We start from the raw sequence: 20,057 nt of genomic DNA, 5'->3' as shown, positions 1-20,057 counted from the left end.
AAAACATCCTACTAAGACCACTATGATCAAGGAGTGATATGCTATGACCAATAACCAATCTTACGAAGAAACACTGGCTCATGTCAGCACCTTCTCTAAACCATCAGAGCTGCGCATTACCGACATTCGTTTTACTGACATTATGGGTGGCCCTTTCCATAGCAGTCTAATCAAGGTATTCACAAATCAAGGCTTGGTCGGATTTGGCGAGGTTCGTGATGGAGCGGATAAGCTATATGCTCAAATGCTGAAAGGCCGTCTTCTAGGAGAAAATCCATGCAATATTGATAAGCTGTTTCGTCGAATTAAACAATTTGGTGGTCATGCCCGTCAAGGCGGCGGAGTAAGCGGACTGGAAATCGCCCTATGGGACTTGGCTGGGAAAGCATACGGCATACCGATCTATCAAATGCTAGGTGGTAAATTCCGCGATAAAATTCGTATGTATTGTGATACCGAAGTGGTTGGCAAGGATACGGGAACAGCAATGGGGCTTGCACTCAAGAAGCGTATGGAAGAAGGCTTCTCGTTCTTGAAGATGGATCTTGGTATCGGTCAAATCATTAATGAACCAGGCACGCTCAGCGCACCGCTAGGATTTCTCGAGGAAATGCGGGATGTGTCCAAAAACCGTTATAACCCGAATAATGACAGCCTGACGGATGAGGAACGTCGTGATATTCGAAACAAGCATTATGATATTCACAATATCCCCCACCCTTTCACTGCGATCCATGTAACGGAGAAAGGCCTCGATATGCTGGAGCAGTATGTAGCTGATGTTAGAGCCGTAATCGGCTATGAGGTTCCATTAGCTGTTGATCACTTTGGTCATATTGGTCTGGAGGATTGTATTAAGCTTGGCCGGCGCGTCGATAAGTTTAACCTCGCTTGGATGGAGGATATGCTTCCTTGGCAGTATACAGAGCAATATGCCAAGCTGGCGAGGGCGGTTGCTACACCGATCTGTACGGGTGAGGATATTTATTTAAAAGAAAACTTCCGACCGCTGCTTCAAGCAGGCGGCGTCTCCGTCATTCATCCCGATGTACTGACGACAGGCGGCATATTGGAAACGAAAAAAATCGGTGATATGGCTCAGGAATACGGCGTGGCAATGGCCATTCATATGGCGGAAAGTCCAATTGCTTGCCTTGCTGCCGCGCATGTCGCTGCTGCTACCGAGAATTTTATGGCACTGGAATATCACTCCTGTGAGGTTCCTTGGTGGGATGATATCATCATTAGCAGCAAGCTTCCGAAGAAGCTCGTGCAGAACGGCTTCATTCAGATGACAGATGCGCCTGGGCTTGGTATTGATGACCTTAATGATGAAGTGCTCGCTCAGCATCTGCATCCTTTCATTCCAGGACTTTGGGAACCGACAGACAACTGGAACCATTACCACTCCAACGATAGACTATGGAGCTAAAGCTATTATAAGAAGAGGGTGCCTCTAAAGCCTATGGCCTTTGGGACACCCTCTTCTTCTTACGCTTGTCTTCGAGTATATTTTTCTTTATCTTAATTACTCTACTTACAGGAGGTAAGCGGAAAATTCAACACCATCCTATTTTCATTGACGATTTATGAGATGGTTATAGTCTCATATAGAATCATTGATCGAGTAGTTACGGACATGAGATACGTTATTTGAGTGAATTAGCTGTAAAAGCAAAGCTTACGGACATGAGAGCCGTTATTTTCATTGAGTCGGGTCATATGTGGGGCTTTTCGAGCCAATAAGGGCTCTGAGGTCCGTTAGCAGTTCGAAAAGTCGTTTTTTCAGCAAATAAAGGCTCCTGTGTCCGTTACCTTTTGCAGACCAAATAAATAGAGAGGGTGTCCCAAAAAGCCATAGGCTTTTGGGACACCCTCTTCTTTTTAAAATTTTACGAGCCAATCAAATTGATTTCTGGAGAAGGCTTCTTCTCCATCTCACCGGCTGCCGCTGCTTCCATTAGGCCTCGTATATAGCCGATTCCGAATAAACGGCCCAGCAGCTCATAACCTGGATTGCTGTTGTCCTCGCCTTCCATCGTAGGCACATGATCGGGTCTGGCTGGTCCGTTGTAGCCCACCTCATAGTAGGTTTGCATAGCTTGAAACATATTTGTTTTTCCATCGTCATGAAATGTTTCTTTGAAATTTTCAGGCGTTCCCACGACATCTCGGAAATGTACAAAAAACATTTTGTCTTGTTTCGCGAATTGGCGGATCACAGATGGAATATCATCTCCGGCAGTAGCAAGCGTGCCTTGGCAGAGCGTAATACCGCTATAAGCGCTGGGTACTAAATCAATCGCACGCTGCAGCGCTGCTGCATTCCGCAATATGCGGGAAACACCTCTTATTGGCGATATCGGCGGATCATCCGGATGAAGCGCTAGTCGTACTTGAGCTGCTTCTGCAACTGGCACAATCCGCTCCAAAAAGTACTGAAGATTTTCCCACAGCTGTTCCTCAGTAACGATGCCGGCTTCCGTTAACGGCGTATCCTTCATCAAGCTATGATCGTAACTGGATACTAACGCCCCGCCGCGTGTCCTTGTTGTCGTCGAGGTGCGGAACCAGTTGAACTGCGCCATGAAGTTGTAGCAAAGAACGGGAATGCCAGCTGCTCCCATGTTTTGAATAAATAATTGAAACTGTTCAATCTCTTGATCGCGGCCTGCTGTACCCAGCTTAATTTCATTGCTTGGCGGCATGGATTCAATAACTTGCAAATCAAAGCCATAATCTGCAAATCTCTGCTTCATTCGAATAAGCGGCATTAAATCCCAAGCCTTCTCTGTCTTCTCCTGCCAAGGGAGCCAAGCAACCGCATGATTCACACCGAGCTGCTTCGCTAAATGCCATAGCCGATCGGGATAAGCCGAGAACGCTTCTGCTAATTGCATAAGTAAACCACCTCTCTATCTCCTTATTTGCTTCCAGCTTTCGCAGCCAATTCTTTGCCCATTTTATCTATTTTGTTATACGCAGCCTCAATCGATTGCTGTCCGAACGTAACTGCCTCCATCTCCTTCTTATACATGTCCACCCACTCTGAGAAACCTGCTGCAGGAGAATAGAACGGCAGCGCTTTATCAACCGATAGATCATACAGTTCTTTGCCAAGCTTATCCTTCGCTTCAAGATTTGGTTCAAGCTCCTTGTATATGTCCGGATTAATTGGAATTCCTCGAGTAAGTCCTAACGCCTTGCCTGCTTCCTTATCCGTAATAAACCACTTCACGAATCTTTTTGCTTCGTCTTTATTTTTGGAATTTGCACTTACGCTAAGGAAAATCGTTGATTGTGCCCAGCCGCCGCCTGCTGGTCCTACAGGCATATTAACGACACCGACTTTACCAGGCATCAGCTGCTCCAGCGCGCTTACGGAGCCGGTTGTTGCTCCCCTCGTCATTACAACGCCTGAAGCCATCGGATCGGCCTGAGGGTCGTTCTCAAGAAAGGCAGCCGCTTTCTCCGCTGGAGGAACGATTTTGTCCTTGCGGAATTGTTCATAGGTTTGGTAGAAGGTCATGAACAAATCTTTATCCAGTGTAAAGGTTTTTCCTCCGTCAGACATTATAGGCGATTTGCCCATTGAAGTTTGATAGTAGTTGAAGCTGTCCCAAGTCGTCGTATCTCCAATTGGATATTTGCCATCCGGAAGCTTAGCTCTGGCGTCTCTTGCCCATTGGAAAAATTCATCATAGGTCCAGTCCTTATGAGGGTGTGGAATGCCATATTGATCAAGCTCTGTTTTATTAAATGCAATGCCTTGCGCGTTCTGACTAAGCGGGATTCCGTACAGTTTTCCGTCAATTTGCAAATTATCAATGACATTTGGATCTACAATGCCATTTAGATCAAGATCTGATAAATCCTCCAACTGTCCTCTAGATACATATTCATGAATATAAGCGGCATCCATTTGCAGCACATCCGTTATGGATTTCGAGGCAGCTAATGTTGGGAGCTTCTGCCAGAAGGCATCCCATGCCATAAATTCAGGCTTAAACGTAATATTGCTATTTTGCTGGGTGTAGATGTCGAGTGCTTTCTTCGTCGCTTCATGGCGGGCGTCCGGGCCCCACCACATAATACTCAGTGTTTTCGCTCCTCCGGAATCCTTATTGCCTTTATTGTCCGTATTTTTTTCTTTATTGCCGCCGTTACCTCCCCCGCTGCATGCTGACAATACAAGCATGATAGCCAGCATTAACAATCCCAAGCTCCTTGACCAACGTTTGTTCATGAATAAACATCCCCTTATCCTTTTTTAATGTAATGCCATTACCCCTTTAAGCCTGTAGTTGCTATTCCTTCGACAAAGTGCTTTTGAGCGATGAAGAAAATAAGAACCGAAGGAAAGATGGACAGCAAGGACATCGCTAGCAATTGCCCCCACTGAATATCAAATTGATCAATGAACATGCGCAGCGCTAGACCGACTGTGAATTTATCAACAGAGCTTAAATAAAGCACCTGTGCGAAGAAATCATCCCAGCTCCATATGAACGTAAAGATCGCTACCGTTACAAGTGCAGGCTTAAGCAGCGGCAGAATAACACGCCCAAATATACCGTATACGCTCGCACCGTCAATCGTAGCAGCTTCATCCAAATCACGCGGGATCCCGCGTATAAACTGAACGAGCAAGAAGATGAAAAAAGCTCCTCCACCGAAGAAATGCGGCAGCACTAATGGAACATAGCTATCTACAAACCCTAATTTGTTAAACAAAATGTATTGCGGGACAACCGTTACTTGTCCTGGAAGCATCATCGTCAACAATAGAATAGAAAACCAAAAGCCGCGCAGCTTGAAATGCAATCTGCCGAAGCCGTAAGCTACAATTGCCGCCGTAGCAACTCCGCCAAGCACATTGCCAAGCTCCATAAGAAGCGTATTGCCGAAGAAATGAGCGAATGTATATTCGGAGGAGAAATGCCAGCCATTCCAATAGTTTTCCCACATTGGTGTATGAGGCCATATGGTCGGCATACTCAGCTCCTCTGTTTTTTTCAAGGATGCGCCCGCCCACCAAATAACCGGATATAACATAATGAAAGAGAATACCGTCAGAAATAAATGACTCGTTAATTTGGACCGCAGCGAGTTCATTTCGGTTTCCCCCCATCCGATTCATAAAACACCCAATAGCGCGAGGCTGCAAAATTAATGATGGTAAGCAATGCAACGATGGTTAGCAATATCCAGGCGAGTGCAGATGCGTAGCCCATCTGATAATGCTTGAATGCTTTCTCATACAAGAACATCGCATACATATACGTGGAATTGATCGGTCCGCCCTTGGTGATGATGAACGCTGATGTGAAGGTCTGAAACGATCCGATAATGCCAAGCACGAGATTGAAAAACATGACAGGCGACAGCATAGGAAGCGTAATGCTTATAAACTTTCTGACTTTGCCTGCTCCATCCACAGAAGCAGACTCATACAGCTCTTGAGGAACTTGCTTTAAACCAGCAAGGAATATAACCATAGTGGAGCCGAATTGCCATGTGTTAAGCAGTATTAATGTGCCTAATGAGGTATCCGGATTCGATATCCATCCAATCCCTTCGATTCCAAACCAAGCGAGAACCTGATTAATATAGCCGTCAATCCCGAACATATTACGCCAAAGAGCAGCAACCGCAATGCTTCCCCCGATTAAAGATGGGAAATAGATTGCTGTCCGATAAAGGTTCATTCCCCGAACATTTTTGTTGAGCGCCAATGCTACCATAAGCGAGAAAAACAGCTTTAGCGGAACAGAGAATAGTACAAACATAAACGTGACAGAGAGCGATTTCGTAAACGTCGTATCGTTAGTGAAAATTTTGGTATAGTTGTCTGTTCCTGTCCAGACGGGATCCTCCAGCAAGGAATATTCCGTAAAGGATAAATAAAATGATTGCGCGATTGGCCATAAGGTAAGCAGTAAGAAGCCGATCAGCCAAGGCGATATAAATACATAACCTGCTATGTGATGAGCACCTTTCTTCTTCCGATTTCCCCCCGACTTCTTCTTTTCAATTTCATTTCCAGATGCCGTATTTGCAGTAGCTGCCACAGCTTTCCTCCCCCCTCAATTTCCTATTTGATTCATTAATGATGTTCTCTTACTTTATACGAAAGCGGTTTCAACGATAAAGGAGAATAAATTATGAAATGGTTTGATTTTATATAGGGTGAATAATTCATAGATTTGGTTCAAAAAGCCTTAAGAAAGTCGCATCGACAAAAACGGTGATGTCCCTAACAATAGAGTTAAGAAACAAACAAGAAATGGGAATACCACATTGATGCGAAAGAGGTGCTTGAGATGAAATTTGATAATCCAGAGGATATTATACAGCTTACACCGCTGTGGGAAGGTGAACGTTTCCCTAACGGCCGGCCCAAAGTATCAGAGGATGTATTGCGGCGCATGCGGAAAATAACATTAGAGGAAGCATGGGGCCCTCTTTGGAATAGAGGCTACGCCTTTCAATTCGAAGGTGATTTCAAAATCATCCATCCCAATAAAACAATGGTGGGACGCGCAGTTACGGCTGTGATGGTTCCGAAGCGGCCTGATTTACATGAAACATTATTAAATTACGGACATGAGCAGGAAGAGCGTAAAGGCTTTTTCAATCAATGGGTAATCGATACTTTGGTTGAGGATGACGTCGTAGTCGTTGACATGTTCGATAAGGTCCATATGGGCACTTATGTTGGCGGTAATCTATCGACAGCGATTTCTACCCGTACGAAGCAAGGCGGAGCTGTTATATGGGGCGGCATTCGCGACAATCAGCAGGTTGTAGAAATCGACAATATTAATGTGTTCTACCGAGGCAGCGATCCGACCGCTATTGCAGATGTGACCATGGTCGGAATGAATGTGCCAACAAGGATTGGCAAAGCCATCTGTTTACCAGGTGATGTGGTGCTTGGAACGCCGGCAGGTGTTATCTTCATCCCACCTCATCTGGCAGAGTTGACTGTCGTGCAAGCAGAGAAATCCCAAGTTCGAGATGTGTTCGGATTTGTTCGGCTGCGTGACAGCGTCTACACGACTGCTCAAATCGATGCTGGTTGGGATTTAGCTCTTTGGGAGGATTTCATCGGCTGGTTCGAGAATGATGATGCTGCGTCTGAATACCGTCATTTATCTTGGGATTCTGAGCTTGAAGGAGCACGCAATACACAACGTAATGGATCGCAAAGTGACGTACGTCTCTAATAAATATAACGAAAAAAGGACTCTAATGGCGGCAGCAATCATGCCCATAGAGTCCTTCATTTTGTTTGTTGTAATCTCCCTCATTTCACAATAGATTCTCGATATTCACTTGGTGATAGACCAACCTTCTTCTTGAATATTTGGCTGAAATAACGAGGGTCCTGATACCCGACCTTCTCGGCTACCTCATAATTTTTGAAATGCGTGCTTCTGAGCATGTCCTTCGCCTTATCGATCCGAATATCTGTTAAATGCTCTATGAATGTTTTGCCAGTGTTCAGCTTGAACAGCAGGCTTAAATAAGTGGGCGTCATATACACCTTCTGAGCAACGCTTTGCAAAGATGCAAACTGACATTCCTGCTCCATATGATGAATGGTTTTTTTAATAATGCTCCGGTGGCTCTCCTTCTGGTTATGGGACAGCACTTCCTTAAGTCCAATGAGAAATTGGGTAACGTACTGCTTAATATCCTGCAGCGTTTCTAGCTGTACAATTGTTATGACATCAAATCGCTGATAGGGTCCGACATGATCTGCTTCTGCATGTACCCGCTTCTCCATTCCAACGAGCAGCCGCACGGTTATATCATATACACTTTTAATGTCAATGGGACCGTTCTCGAGCAGTGATTCGTAAAACAGCTGTACGGATTGCTCGATCTCATCAGAGCTCTCTGCTGCTTTGAACAAAGCGAATTGCTCCTTCTCTTTATCTGAAGGGTATTGCTGCAGCGCTTCATAACGTCCAAGCTCGCTGAAGAAAATAATTTGTCCTGTTCCGCGATAAAACTTAAATTGCAAAGCTCTTGTAGCTTGGCGATACGAATGAACAACATCTGATAGATGGCTGCAAGGCTTGCCCACTCCGATATTGACTGGCTGCTGGAAACGTTCTTTCAGCATGAATTGTATTTTCTCCAGCAATTCCTTCGATACCCACGAGAACAAAACGCCGATCCTGCCCTCTTCATCCACGAATACGATAATGCCGTCTGTTAATTGATCCTGTATGTAATCCCGCATATCCTCTAAGTAGATAACCCTCTCATGCTCTTCATGAAATTGAGCCGTCGGCTCAAGCAAAGCGATAGCTGGAAACGTGTAATACGGGTTCAATTGGAGACGCGACAAGCTCTCCTTCAGATCTGCTCTCTCACTGCTTATGTCCGATACAAGGTTTCTAAGAAAACGATCTCTCATCCAAGTAAGAATGACATCTTCTTTAAATAATAGTCCCTCGTTTAGCATGCTTCATTCCCCCTTTTATAAGGTTGACTTGCAAGATGCGCAACATTAGTCCAAATGAATCACTTTGTAAGAGTGCATATGCTCAATAAAGGCCTGCTCAGCAAGCTCTGTATTCCCTGATCGCAGTACGTCTATTAAACGCAAATGCCAGTCTGCTAGAGCGTCGGTAGAAAAGTGTCGATTGGAAATAGCCATGAATCGCATAACCTTCATCTTCATCTGATTCCATAGCTCCAGTATCATGTGATTATCGCAGCGCTTATAAAAGAAACCATGAAACTCCATGTCCAGCTCCAAAATAGCTAAAATATCATTTTGCTCATTAGCCTGATCCATTTGTTCAATAATGGCTACCAGATAGGTGAAATCTTGCTCGACCAGCTTCTTCATCGACTGCCTTACCGCAAAGCCCTCGATAATTTCTCTTAGCTCAAAAATATCTTTAATTTCTCTGGACGTTATGTTGGAAACTACGGAGCCTTTGTTAGGAATACCGGTAATAAAACCAGATTGCTTCAATCTCTCAAGCGCTTCCCTCACAGGTGCCTGACTGATCTCAAACTTCTTCGCAATGTCCATAACAAGCAGCCGAGTGCCGGGTGGAAGCTCACCGGATAAAATTTCCTTCTTCAAAGATGTAAATACTTGCTCACTAATGGAGTTAATAGGCGAAATTGAGATATTCCCGTACATAAATGCACATCCCCCTCTCACATTATCGATTATCGATAATGTATAATAAAAAAGAAAGCGTTATCAAAAAACGCTTAAAAAACTATTTTTCTAGATCTCCTCTAGCGCAGCAGATTATCGATAATCTGCTATTACGTTCATTATAGGGCTATTTCCTGTTTTTGACAACCGAAAATAATGTCGAATTATTAATTAAAAAGCGGTACTTTATATTCATTCTGATAGCCAAACATACCCCATGTGAATGGGATATGTTTGGCTATGAAATGATCTATTTATTTTCCCAGCGAAAAAGCAGCAAAGCGAGTACGACGCCAATGACTGCAAAACCAGCCATAACAGCTAGCTCGAATCCATATGTTGTTATGGCATGGCCCTGCCAAACGCCTTGAACCATAGTAACGAAATGTGTCATTGGAATCCATGCGCTTATGTTCTGAATAAAAGAAGGGAACATTTCAACAGGCATGGAAATGCCGGAAAGAAATAAGGATGGGAAAAAGATAATCATGGCAAAGCCACTCGCTGCGCCTGGTGTTTTTGCGAGTCCTGACAAAGCAAGCCCAAGGCTGAAAAAACCGACTGCGCCAATAAGCAGACAAACAAACAAGGATACGATTCCCATGAAAGACATTGGAATATCCCATACAAGCTTCGCAATGACAATGATTTCTACTGCCCCTGCAAGCACGAGAAATAAACCTTGTGTCGCTTGTGATGCAAGTACCGTTGACTTGCGGACAGGAGTTACACGAAATCTGCGTAAAATCCCGTTTTCCCGTGCTGTCACCATATTAATATTCAATGTAAATACAGCAACCGACATCACGTTCATAGCACATAAGGCGGGTACGTATGATTCTATATAGCGTGGTCCTACTTCTGTCGTCGTCGTATCTCCAAATATAAATCCGAACAATAATAGCATAATAACTGGATAGACCAGCACCCAGAATATAGTCAAAAAGTCTCGGAAATATAGACGAGAGTCAAAGGCTGCTAATTTCAAATACGCATTCATTATGCAATCCCCTGCCCTTCCGATGTCATTTCACTAAACACTTCATTCATGGTAGACTCATGCAGCTTTAATTCCGTTACATCCCAATTTTCACTGGCTGCAAGCTGGAATACATATTTTAGTGTCTGATCTATATTGCTTGTATCCAGTTCAATATAAGCAGGCGACCAATCCACTTTTGTAACAAAAGGCAGCGTCGCTATTGCTTCCTTATTTGGCTGCCCCACATTTTTGAAACCGATCCGCTTCGTACCGCCTAATAAAGTAATGAGATTTTTAGGTGTATCGAGTGCAATCAATTGTCCTTTATTAATGATAGCTACCCGATCACACAGCACCTCTGCTTCCTCCATATAATGGGTAGTAACCACAATCGTCCTGCCTTCATCCCGCATTTGTTTAATCATCTTCCACATCTCATTACGCGCATTGGGATCGAGCCCCATGCTCGGTTCATCCAGAAATACAATAGCCGGATCATTAATGAGAGCTAAAGCCAAGGAAACTCGCTGCTTCCAGCCGCCAGATAAAGATTTGAAATAAGCATTTTGTTTGTTCTCTAGTCCTAAGCGTCGTGTAACATCAGTATTCGTACTAGTTTTGTTATAGAACGAGGCATACAAGCTTAGAATCTCTTTTACTTTAGCTTTTCCGGGTATGGAAGTAGATTGCAGCAATACGCCGATTCGATGCTTGATTTCTTCAGCATGCTTGCGAATATCTTTACCCAGAATTGTTGCGGTTCCGCTGTCGGCGTATCGCAGTCCTTCAATTATTTCGATAAGCGTTGTTTTTCCCGCTCCGTTCGGTCCAACAATGCCAAATATTTCCCCTTTGCCTACCTTCATCGAAATGTCATTTACTGCAACATTTGTGCCATATTGCTTCCGCACCTTATCCAGATCGATAACCGTTTCCAATGTATCGCCTCCACCAATTGCTATTCACTTATTATGAACTATGTAAGTCAGAGTAATATTTTCCCAATATATTGTCAACATCTATTGTTTGAACTTACATACAAATTTACTGGTCATGCTACCTCCATAAGCTTATAATAGAAGGATTGATTTCATTTCGATATTATTATAGAACAATTGGAGAATTAGTTATGAATGCGAAGCTTTCATCGATAAAAAAACAAATATTCAATCAAATAACTCGCAATGAGCTTGTTTCAAAAGCAGACCTGATGAAACGCTTTAATATAACAAGCACCAGCCTTTCGAGATTACTAGACGAGCTTCTTACGGACGGTTTAATTATCGCTTCTGAGCTAGGTCGATCCACCGGCGGAAGAAAACCAATTTTATACTGCGTGAATCCATCTCATCGCGCCATATTCGGTTTAGAAATTTCGCGGTTTTTTTCAGCTATCGGACTATACGATCTGAACCTAAAGCCTTTGGCATTTGAACGTTGGAAAATGGATGAGCAAATGACGCCAGAGAAGCTTGTCGCGAAAATTACGATGCTTGCAGAACGCATGATGACGGAATGTGGAATCGAGCGTGAGAAAGTTATCGGGATCGGGATCGGTGCTGTCGGTCCGCTCAGCCATGAAGACGGCGTTATGCTTAAACCCCGCTATTTCCCGGCAAAGGGCTGGAGTAATGTTCCTATTTGTGAATGGCTAGAGCAAAGCTCGGGACTGCATGCTGTGCTCGATAATGGAGCAAACACAGCCATTATTGGCGAGCATTGGGCCCTTCGCAACGAGGAAGTAGAGCATATGCTCTATGTGCATGCTGGTGTAGGCTTGCGAACCTCCATGATGTCGGGCGGGCAAATTGTAAGAGGAGCCTTCGATATGGAAGGCTCCTTCGGGCAAATGATTATACAAACGAATGGCCCGAGGCTAGCCGACGAAGGCAATTATGGCGCTTTGGAAGCGTTGGTATCTATTCCTGCTTTAGAGAAGAGGATCCATTCACAGCTAGCCTCTTCCGAATCTACTGACCTGAAACACTTGCCTCTTGAGAGTATCCGATTTGATGTTCTAAAGAATGCCTACTTGCAAGAGGATGCATTTGTTCAAGAGCAATTTCTTCAGACTGCTTCCTATCTTGGCATCGGCATTGCAAACCTCATTAATATTTTACATCCCGAAACTGTTATTTTGGGAGGTCCTTTCGTCAACGTGCACAAGACGATTTATGATACGGTTATACAGGTTGCCCGCAGTAATATTTATTACTCCCCCCATTACGAACCCATTTTCTCACAGGGCGAACTGACTGAAGATGCGGTTACCGCAGGTGCAGCAATTATGCTGCTTCAGGAATGGGATCTCACCTAATACAAAGATGAATGATGCCTGATCTAACGGGCATCTTTTTTTGTACAATCTTCCGTTAATACGTTCTTTCTTTCCATATATTTGGATTATAAATCTCAACAAATCCGCATTTCGCACAAGAGATAAATACATAATGCTGATAATTGATATCCAAGATATTACTAAGTCCTGCGCCAGTCATAGCTCCTTCATTGATCTCGCACTCCTCATGTCCGCATTTGGCGCACTGAAACGAATCAGCTATTTGAACTTCCCTATCGTTCTCTTGCTTGTCGGCAAGGACATCATTTGGTTCGAATTGTTCATCCTCAATTGAATATTCAAGATGCTCAGGCAATACCTCCTGCCTGCATTCCGGGCATATCTGATTTATTATGATGACTTGACTCAAACACCAAGGACATTCTACCAAAGCGGTCATCCTCTCTTATCTACAAATCGTAATGATACATCATACACAGTTTATCATAATTGCCAGATTTTAACACACAAACAAAAAAGACAAAACACGGATATTCAGCGTTTTGTCTTTAGATTGTTCAGTGAGACTGCATGTTTTATGATTTATTGGATCTGTTGGCCATATCGATGATCATTACGATAAGCACGAGTAGTTGAATGAGCAATTCCATACTCATTTCAATCCCTCCCAGCTATAGGTAATGCTCCTTCGCTGCGGCCTCTCCTCTCATTAACTTCATACATCTCCCATTATCATGTCTATGGTCGAAGTTTGATTTTTATGATGGATAATCGTACTGCGGCAGCGGCCATTGCAATGGAAAGCAGACATACCGTGACATAATGAACCAGACTGTTTGTTATAAAAACAGCTTCAAGGCTAACCGCTTTCGCCGCTCCTCGAAGGAGCACAATAGCTAGAGGATGCAGGATGTAAATCCAAACTCTAAGCTCCCTATTTGTTCGCTCTGTCTGACGCTTCCATAATAAAGCCCACTGGAATAGTGCATACACGGCTGGCACAGATATGATATACATGCTGTTATGGCGGGGAAGCTCCCATGCTTGCAGAAGTAAAGCTTCTCCCATCATCATCACTAGAAACAGGGAAAACAAGCTTGCGTAAGTAGTTGATTTCCTAACCAACTGTGATTCGGTTTTCTTCACAGCACTAGCACCGAGAGCAAGAAATAGTGGAGCAAAAAATAACCCATTTCGCGTATAATCGAAACAAAGAAACAGCTTGTCATAGACGGTTGTCAATCCGCTAATTTGATCTGCTATTCCATAATAGCTGTCTCCAAGCAGACCGATGATATATAACAAAGCGGCGCATAAGAGCATGAACGTCAGTGAACTTTTCTCGTACAAGAAATAAACGATGAACAGGCCGATAAGCAAAGCAGGAAGATACCATAAATGATATAACGTTCCGTTGAATACTATATCCTTTATGAAGGATGACAAGCTGAAATCTTCCGTGAAATAGCCGGTATATACATTCAGCGGAAGGTAGATCAAGATGGAGATCCCATACAACCAGCCTACATTCTTGGAATAGCGCAGCAGTGCTCTCCGATCAGCAGCTTTATCGCCAGTCAGCTTCCGAAAGAAGAAAAAACCGGAAGCCATAAAGAAAAACGGAACCGCAATTCGTGAGATAACACCACTAAGAAGGAAATCCGCATACTCATTGTATTGCAGCAAAGGCCCGGTATGATTCGCTATTACGAGCAGTGCAGCAATAAATTTCATCCGATCAATACCGGCAAACTGAGCTTTAGCTAAAGCATTCACGATGCAAGGATCCCTTTCTATGAAAGGCTGTAATAATAAAACCATCCTTGTTATTTCCGGAAAGCTGGTAAAAATCACATTTCACAAGGGGGATGGTCGTCATCAGCCCTTCCTCTGCGGGTACAAAGTAAATTTCAGTCTTCAAACCATCTCTTTCTATACAAAGCTGTTCCCCACTATAAGTAAATTTTCGCAAAAAGTTAATATACTCCTCTAAGCAGAACCCGTGCTGCTCCATAATAGCTGCATGGGGATAACCTACATATCGGAAATGCCATGGCTCACAGGCGATATTCGTAATGAATTCCTTACCCTCTTTGTATCTTTGAATAAACCCATAATCAGCTGCAAGCTTTTTGAATGCCTGACATACACCGCTGCTCGGAAAAGATGGTGCTATGAAATCAATTTCATTCCTCCGCAGACCGACATCAATAGCCAAACCCGTCTGATGCTCGCTTTGATTAGGTAATGCTACATAGCTTGCCGTATATTCGGCTCCATTTTCCCGTAAGGAGGTTTCATAAATATGCTGCTGCTCCTCCATCGAACGGAATCCACTGACCATAACGATATCCTGAAGGCCCTGACAGTGCTGCAATAAATTCACTAATTGCTGCAAGCATGTATTCTCTAATAGCATGCCTTCCTGCAGTACACGCAGATGAGGTACAGAGCTAAGCGGAACGAGCATACTCTCATCTGTTGCCTTCCTGATGGGATTCTCTCCGTTAATAAGTATCAAATAGCCCTCATACATTTGGTTTCGTTCTACCTGAACGGATCCATGCAGCTTGTTGATGGCAGGTTGAACTGAATAATCAATGATGATTTGTGATTGTTTCATAGCCGTCATATCTCCCTTCATTCTTATAAATCCTTGTCACTCGAGGCGAGATGGAAGTAGATATTTCTTGCGATACGCTCCCAAGATGGGCAGCCAGCTCAGCGAACGTTATTTGATCATCTCCTTGGCTTCCGATTAGCGTTACTTCTGTTCCAAGCTCGCAGGGACCGTGCAGACGCACCATGAGCTGATCCATGCATATTTTGCCAACGATAGGCGTACGCTCTCCTTGCACAAGCATTTCCGTCCCTCTCATGCTCTGTGACCATCCATCTGCATAGCCGATTGGGACGGTGCCAATCCACTGATCCTCATCTGCCCGATAAGAGTTGTCATAACCGATGCACTCGCCTTTGTGCAGCAGCTTCACTTGCATAATATTGCTCCGCAGGCTGAGTGCAGGCTTAAGCTTAACGGTATCAACGAGCTGTTCTGGATAAAAACCAAACATAGCCGCTCCTATGCGCACCATATCCATTCCGAGTTCCGGGAACCGAAGCGCTGCCGCACTACCGGCACAGTGATAACTGTTCACTTTCAAGCCTGATGCTTTGCTCCACTCCATCATTTCAATAAATCTCGCATGCTGCTGCCGAAGAAAGCTTGTATCCGCCTTGCCTGCAGTTGCAAAATGCGTGTAAAATCCATCGACAATAACATCCTCTGCCTGGAGCCATGGGACTAGCTCATCCCATTCTTCTTTGGACTGAATGCCGATTCTGCCAAGGCCAGTATCCATTTTCACATGAACCTGAAGCTTATTGACTGTTGAACAATGCTTATACGCTCTCATCTCCTCGAACCATGAAGCACTTGTGACGGTAAGCATGAATTGATGCTCCAAAGCGAACATAACCTCTTGAGGATTAATCGGCGTAAGAATAAGAATAGGCATCTCAATCCCATTCGCTCTTAGCCGGAGCGCTTCGTTCAAGTAGGCAACTGCGAGCAGGTCCGCTCCCGCCTGCTTAGCCATTTGGGCGGACGCCACATCTCCATGGCCATAACCATCCGCTTTCACTACGGCCATCAGCTTGACGGTTTCCGGCAAAGCATGGCGAATTTTCATCATATTTTCACGTATATGGCTCAAATTTATTTCAACTCTTGTATCTCGCAGCATTCGGCTCACCTCGTGTATACAATGGATTGTTTTTCGGCATGGCGCATGAAGGCATAATCGATCAGCATCTCAATTAACTCCGAATAACGAGTGCCGTCCGTTTTCTCCCACATGACAGGATACATGCTGAAATTCGTAAAGCCAGGCAGTGCATTTATTTCATTCAAATAAAGCTGATCATTAGCATCAAGGAAAAAATCAACGCGGGCAAGCCCCGAACAGCACAGCGACTGGTAGGCATGAATGGCGGCTTGTCTAATTTGAGAGGTCATCGTCTCAGACAGCTGTGCGGGAATCGACATGGTCAAGCTCTTGTCCATATATTTCGATTCAAAGTCAAAGAACGGATGGTTGTGAATAAACTCGCCTGGCAGTGAGGCCAGCGGCTTGTCATTCCCTCTAACTGCCACTTGAATCTCCCTGCCGATTACTTCCCGTTCGACTACAATTTTTGTATCATAACGATAGGCTTCGCCTATGCCTTCAATTAATTGTTGTTTATCCTCACATCTGCTAATCCCGATGCTTGAGCCAAGTGAGGCTGGCTTTACGTAGCATGGAAATTTTAATTTTTTTTCGATGCTCAGGCAAATGCTTGAACGATCCTCTAGCCACTGGTCATACCTGAAGCTTAAATACTCGGCCTGATGAATTCCTGCTTGAGCGAGTACTTGCTTGGATAACGCTTTGTCCAAAGTTAGTGCTGAAGCAAGCACCCCATTGCCAACGTAAGCAATATTCAGCAATTCCAGCAGTCCCTGAACGGTGCCATCCTCGCCATTAGAACCATGCAGAAGCGGCAAAACGATCTTTTTACCTTCAATGGACAACTGCTTGATGAGCACCTCACCCATTGAACTAGCAGCATTCCTGCTATTGGATTCAACAATAAGATCCGATAATTCTAGTACTTGTTCAGGCTGCTTTCCTAAGCTGCACCACAGACCAGCTGTTGTAATATAAATTGGGTAAACGATAAATTTGCTGTAATCTATTGCTTTTATAACCGTGAATGCTGTTTTTAAGGAAACCTCATGCTCGACCGATTTACCGCCATATAATATAAATAGTGTTGTTTTCATCAAAAAGCCTCCTAAAATGGACTCGTTATCTATTTCTAAAGATAACGGTCAATCATTAAGAGGCTTGTAATTAAAGTTTAATTAAATCTTAAGATAAGTTAATACCAATTTAAGTAATAAGCTTATTAAATGATAGAACAACAAAAAAAGCTCCGGTTCAATAACCGGAGCTTAGCTCATATATTTAGAAAAATTACCAAGGAATATCGCCGATTTGAAACATGATGGCATCAATTTCTTTCAATTCCTCTGCCGACAATGGAGAAGCTTCCAGCGCCTTCACGTTTTCTTCAATTTGGCTGACACGGCTGACACCGATAAGTGCAGACGTAACGCCGCCTTCGCGGAGCGCCCATGTAAGCGCCATTTGGGACAAGGTTTGACCGCGTCCTGCAGCTAACGCTTCAAGGCTGCGGAATTTTTGCACGCGCTCAGCGGTTATCGCTTCCGGCTTCATCGTGCTAGCCGGTGCTCCCATCTCCGCTTCGATTTTATCTACATATTTATTCGTAAGCTGGCCACGGCCAAGCGGACAGTAAGCAATTGAGCCTACGCCGTTCTCAACCAATACATCCTGCAAACCGTCCTCAATCCAGCGGTTTAGCATGGAATAGTTAGGCTGGTGAATGAGGCAAGGCGTACCGAGACGCTTCAAAATAGCAATAGCTTCTTTCGTCTGCTCCGCACCATAGTTGGATAGGCCGACATAAAGAGCTTTGCCTTGACGAACGGCATGATCAAGAGCTCCCATAGTTTCCTCAAGCGGTGTTTCCGGATCTGGGCGGTGTGAATAAAAAATATCTACATAATCAAGACCCATTCTTAATAAGCTTTGATCCAGGCTTGATAACAGGTTTTTGCGTGAGCCCCATTCGCCATACGGCCCTTCCCACATATAATAGCCTGCTTTAGTAGAGATAAGCAGCTCATCTCGGTATGGAATGAGATCCTTCTTATATACTTGTCCGAACGTTTCCTCCGCAGAGCCTGCAGGAGGACCGTAATTGTTTGCAAGGTCGAAATGGTTGATGCCAAGATCGAATGCCTTAAGAATCATAGCGCGTGAGTTCTCCAAAGGCTGATTGCCGCCAAAGTTCTGCCACAAGCCAAGCGAGATAGCAGGAAGCTTTATTCCGCTCTTGCCGCTGCGGATGTATTTCATATCCGAATAACGATTTGGGTTAGCTGTATAGGGCATTTGTTCATATCTCCTTTATTCTTGTATTCGTGAGGCTTCATTGAATGCATGATATAATGATGAACTTCGTATCGATTTACTACCCAAGTATATATTAGTAATAAAGTGAAAAGGAATGTCCACAAGCAAGTTGTATATGGCATAATGTAATATGAGCAGCGAAAGCTTAGAGGAGTTGAAATACAATGCGTGAGCTTTATGATTTGGTTTATAATTATCACGGCAAGCAATATTGCCCGCCCGGCTATTGCTGGGGACCTGGAGTCAAAGACCATTATAAAATTTTATTTATTCATGAGGGCAAGGGCACCTATCAAATCAATGGATGTACCTATACATTAAAACAAGGCCAAGGCTTTCTCGTATTTCCTGATACAATTTGCTGCATGAAGGCAGATGAACAGGACCCGTGGGTTTATTCCTGGATCGCATTTGAGGGAAGCTGTGTCGAACGCATATTAACGCAGCTGGGCTTGAGCAAAATCAATCCTTCTTTCGGATTTGCGCCTGTTACTTGGTTTGATTCGTGGCTGGATCAGTTCTCGGAAGCAAGCAGTCAGCTTTATACTAGCGAACTAATTTTGCACAGTTTGCTTTATCGTCTAATTGCTGAATGGGTCAGTCTGCTGACTTTACCCAGCGAGGATCATTATTTGCCGAAGGCAAAGGACTTATATGTACGCAAAGCGATCGACTACATTCATATGAACTACTATAGTAAAATCAGCATATCCGAGCTTGCTAAGCTGATCGGCATTGATCGCATTTATTTATCCTCACTCTTCAAAGAGGTCGTGCAGCTATCACCACAAATGTATTTATTGCATTATCGGATGAATAAAGCGTGCGATTTAATGAATAATCCTCAGCTATCCATCTCCGATATTTCGCACTCTGTAGGGTACAATGACCCGCTGCTTTTTTCGAAAATGTTCAAAAAAATAAAGGGCATCTCTCCTACCCATTATCGTCGAGAACGCCAAATTGTAGGATAACGTCAAAAAGCACGCTATGAGGAGATAACGAATTTGTCGTCTCAATCAACCAGCGTGCTTAGGTTTGCTTATAATTAATGTCCTAAATCTTTAATCATCTTAACATGTGGAATATTTTCTTCGAAGAACACGTCTGAATCCGTTTTATAGCCTAATTTCTCATAAAAAGGAACGGCTTGGACTTGTCCATGCAGCTTCGCTTTGTTCAAGCCTTTCTCCATCGCGATTTCTTCAAGCTTATTCATAATCGCTTTGCCAAGGCTATGCTTCCGATGGGACGCTAACACGCAAATACGCTCCAGCTTAGCTATTCCATCCACATTGCGCACTCTGCCCGTACCTACAGGCTTTTTCTCGTCATAAACGATGACATGGTCCGCAATTCCGTCATGCTCGTCCAGCTCCACTTCTTCGTCTACACCCTGCTCCTGTACAAACACTGCTTTCCTCACCTGGAATGCATCTTCTAATTGCTCTTGTGTTTTTATTTGTATGATATCCATGTTGTTGTCTCGATCCTTCCATCCCGCTGGCTGCATCTCAGCTATATTGATTGATTAAT

19 protein-coding genes are annotated in these 20,057 nt (G+C 43.9%); 4 read left to right on the top strand and 15 right to left on the bottom strand.

The window, feature by feature from the left end; all coding sequences use genetic code 11:
• Nucleotides 1–43: 43 nt before the first annotated feature.
• Entirely contained in the window at nucleotides 44–1,432 is a 1,389-nt protein-coding gene (locus CEF13_RS13880; RefSeq protein WP_102711241.1) for a mandelate racemase/muconate lactonizing enzyme family protein, read from the top strand.
• Between the two features lie 460 nt (nucleotides 1,433–1,892).
• On the opposite strand, the gene CEF13_RS13875 is transcribed toward CEF13_RS13880, so the two are convergent.
• The 4 genes from CEF13_RS13875 to CEF13_RS13860 are packed head-to-tail and all read right to left on the bottom strand — an operon-like array spanning nucleotide 1,893 to nucleotide 6,035.
• Nucleotides 1,893–2,900, bottom strand: a complete 1,008-nt coding sequence (locus CEF13_RS13875; protein WP_102711240.1) for a mannonate dehydratase — start codon at nucleotides 2,898–2,900, stop codon at nucleotides 1,893–1,895.
• 23 nt (nucleotides 2,901–2,923) lie between these two features.
• Nucleotides 2,924–4,246 (bottom strand): ABC transporter substrate-binding protein, encoded by a 1,323-nt coding sequence (locus tag CEF13_RS13870; protein ID WP_102711239.1) that lies wholly within the window; start codon nucleotides 4,244–4,246, stop codon nucleotides 2,924–2,926.
• Nucleotides 4,247–4,284: 38 nt separating this feature from the next.
• Complete coding sequence (locus CEF13_RS13865) at nucleotides 4,285–5,115, bottom strand: carbohydrate ABC transporter permease (protein WP_102711238.1); 831 nt, start codon at nucleotides 5,113–5,115, stop codon at nucleotides 4,285–4,287.
• Complete coding sequence (locus CEF13_RS13860; protein WP_244917155.1) at nucleotides 5,112–6,035, bottom strand: carbohydrate ABC transporter permease; 924 nt, start codon at nucleotides 6,033–6,035, stop codon at nucleotides 5,112–5,114. Before CEF13_RS13860 ends, CEF13_RS13865 begins: the two co-directional genes overlap by 4 nt.
• Before the next feature lie 288 nt (nucleotides 6,036–6,323).
• Between CEF13_RS13860 and CEF13_RS13855 the strand changes: the two genes are divergently transcribed.
• A complete protein-coding gene (locus CEF13_RS13855; RefSeq protein WP_102711236.1) occupies nucleotides 6,324–7,229 on the top strand; it encodes an RraA family protein in 906 nt (301 codons plus the stop codon).
• A gap of 80 nt (nucleotides 7,230–7,309) precedes the next feature.
• Here CEF13_RS13855 and CEF13_RS13850 read toward each other — a convergent pair whose 3' ends face one another.
• The 4 genes from CEF13_RS13850 to CEF13_RS13835 form a co-directional block, all read right to left on the bottom strand.
• The gene (locus CEF13_RS13850) at nucleotides 7,310–8,479 is read right to left on the bottom strand and encodes a helix-turn-helix domain-containing protein (protein WP_102711235.1); all 1,170 of its coding nucleotides are present in this window, start codon (nucleotides 8,477–8,479) and stop codon (nucleotides 7,310–7,312) included.
• 45 nt (nucleotides 8,480–8,524) lie between these two features.
• Nucleotides 8,525–9,172: a GntR family transcriptional regulator gene (locus CEF13_RS13845; RefSeq protein ID WP_102711234.1), complete on the bottom strand. Its 648-nt coding sequence runs from the start codon at nucleotides 9,170–9,172 to the stop codon at nucleotides 8,525–8,527.
• Between the two features lie 271 nt (nucleotides 9,173–9,443).
• Complete coding sequence (locus CEF13_RS13840) at nucleotides 9,444–10,193, bottom strand: ABC transporter permease (RefSeq protein WP_102711233.1); 750 nt, start codon at nucleotides 10,191–10,193, stop codon at nucleotides 9,444–9,446.
• Nucleotides 10,193–11,113 (bottom strand): ABC transporter ATP-binding protein, encoded by a 921-nt coding sequence (locus CEF13_RS13835; RefSeq protein ID WP_102711232.1) that lies wholly within the window; start codon nucleotides 11,111–11,113, stop codon nucleotides 10,193–10,195. Before CEF13_RS13835 ends, CEF13_RS13840 begins: the two co-directional genes overlap by 1 nt.
• 191 nt (nucleotides 11,114–11,304) lie before the next feature.
• On the opposite strand from CEF13_RS13835, the gene CEF13_RS13830 reads away from it, so the two are divergent.
• Nucleotides 11,305–12,492: an ROK family transcriptional regulator gene (locus CEF13_RS13830; protein WP_102711231.1), complete on the top strand. Its 1,188-nt coding sequence runs from the start codon at nucleotides 11,305–11,307 to the stop codon at nucleotides 12,490–12,492.
• Between the two features lie 55 nt (nucleotides 12,493–12,547).
• Here CEF13_RS13830 and CEF13_RS13825 read toward each other — a convergent pair whose 3' ends face one another.
• The 6 genes from CEF13_RS13825 to CEF13_RS13800 all read right to left on the bottom strand — a co-directional run bounded on the left by CEF13_RS13825 (nucleotide 12,548) and on the right by CEF13_RS13800 (nucleotide 18,500).
• A complete protein-coding gene (locus CEF13_RS13825) occupies nucleotides 12,548–12,829 on the bottom strand; it encodes a zinc ribbon domain-containing protein (RefSeq protein WP_244917077.1) in 282 nt (93 codons plus the stop codon).
• A gap of 383 nt (nucleotides 12,830–13,212) precedes the next feature.
• On the bottom strand, nucleotides 13,213–14,250 hold the full coding sequence (locus tag CEF13_RS13820; RefSeq protein ID WP_166742784.1) for an acyltransferase family protein: 1,038 nt from the start codon (nucleotides 14,248–14,250) through the stop codon (nucleotides 13,213–13,215).
• Complete coding sequence (locus tag CEF13_RS13815; protein WP_243864461.1) at nucleotides 14,234–15,097, bottom strand: M15 family metallopeptidase; 864 nt, start codon at nucleotides 15,095–15,097, stop codon at nucleotides 14,234–14,236. Before CEF13_RS13815 ends, CEF13_RS13820 begins: the two co-directional genes overlap by 17 nt.
• Nucleotides 15,072–16,220 carry an alanine racemase gene (gene alr / locus CEF13_RS13810; protein ID WP_102711228.1) on the bottom strand — a complete coding sequence of 383 codons (1,149 nt, stop codon included), beginning with the start codon at nucleotides 16,218–16,220 and terminating at the stop codon, nucleotides 15,072–15,074. The genes CEF13_RS13815 and alr overlap by 26 nt, the downstream gene beginning before the upstream one ends.
• Before the next feature lie 5 nt (nucleotides 16,221–16,225).
• Complete coding sequence (locus CEF13_RS13805; protein WP_102711227.1) at nucleotides 16,226–17,302, bottom strand: D-alanine--D-alanine ligase family protein; 1,077 nt, start codon at nucleotides 17,300–17,302, stop codon at nucleotides 16,226–16,228.
• 193 nt (nucleotides 17,303–17,495) lie between these two features.
• Nucleotides 17,496–18,500 (bottom strand): aldo/keto reductase, encoded by a 1,005-nt coding sequence (locus CEF13_RS13800; protein WP_102711226.1) that lies wholly within the window; start codon nucleotides 18,498–18,500, stop codon nucleotides 17,496–17,498.
• Nucleotides 18,501–18,685: 185 nt separating this feature from the next.
• On the opposite strand from CEF13_RS13800, the gene CEF13_RS13795 reads away from it, so the two are divergent.
• Nucleotides 18,686–19,495 (top strand): AraC family transcriptional regulator, encoded by an 810-nt coding sequence (locus CEF13_RS13795; RefSeq protein ID WP_102711225.1) that lies wholly within the window; start codon nucleotides 18,686–18,688, stop codon nucleotides 19,493–19,495.
• Between the two features lie 74 nt (nucleotides 19,496–19,569).
• On the opposite strand, the gene CEF13_RS13790 is transcribed toward CEF13_RS13795, so the two are convergent.
• Nucleotides 19,570–19,998: a GNAT family N-acetyltransferase gene (locus CEF13_RS13790; RefSeq protein ID WP_102711224.1), complete on the bottom strand. Its 429-nt coding sequence runs from the start codon at nucleotides 19,996–19,998 to the stop codon at nucleotides 19,570–19,572.
• Nucleotides 19,999–20,057: the final 59 nt, after the last annotated feature.

This window comes from Paenibacillus castaneae, assembly GCF_002884445.1.
Classification (GTDB): domain Bacteria; phylum Bacillota; class Bacilli; order Paenibacillales; family Paenibacillaceae; genus Pristimantibacillus; species Pristimantibacillus castaneae.
This window is presented reverse-complemented; position numbering and strand designations above follow the sequence as displayed.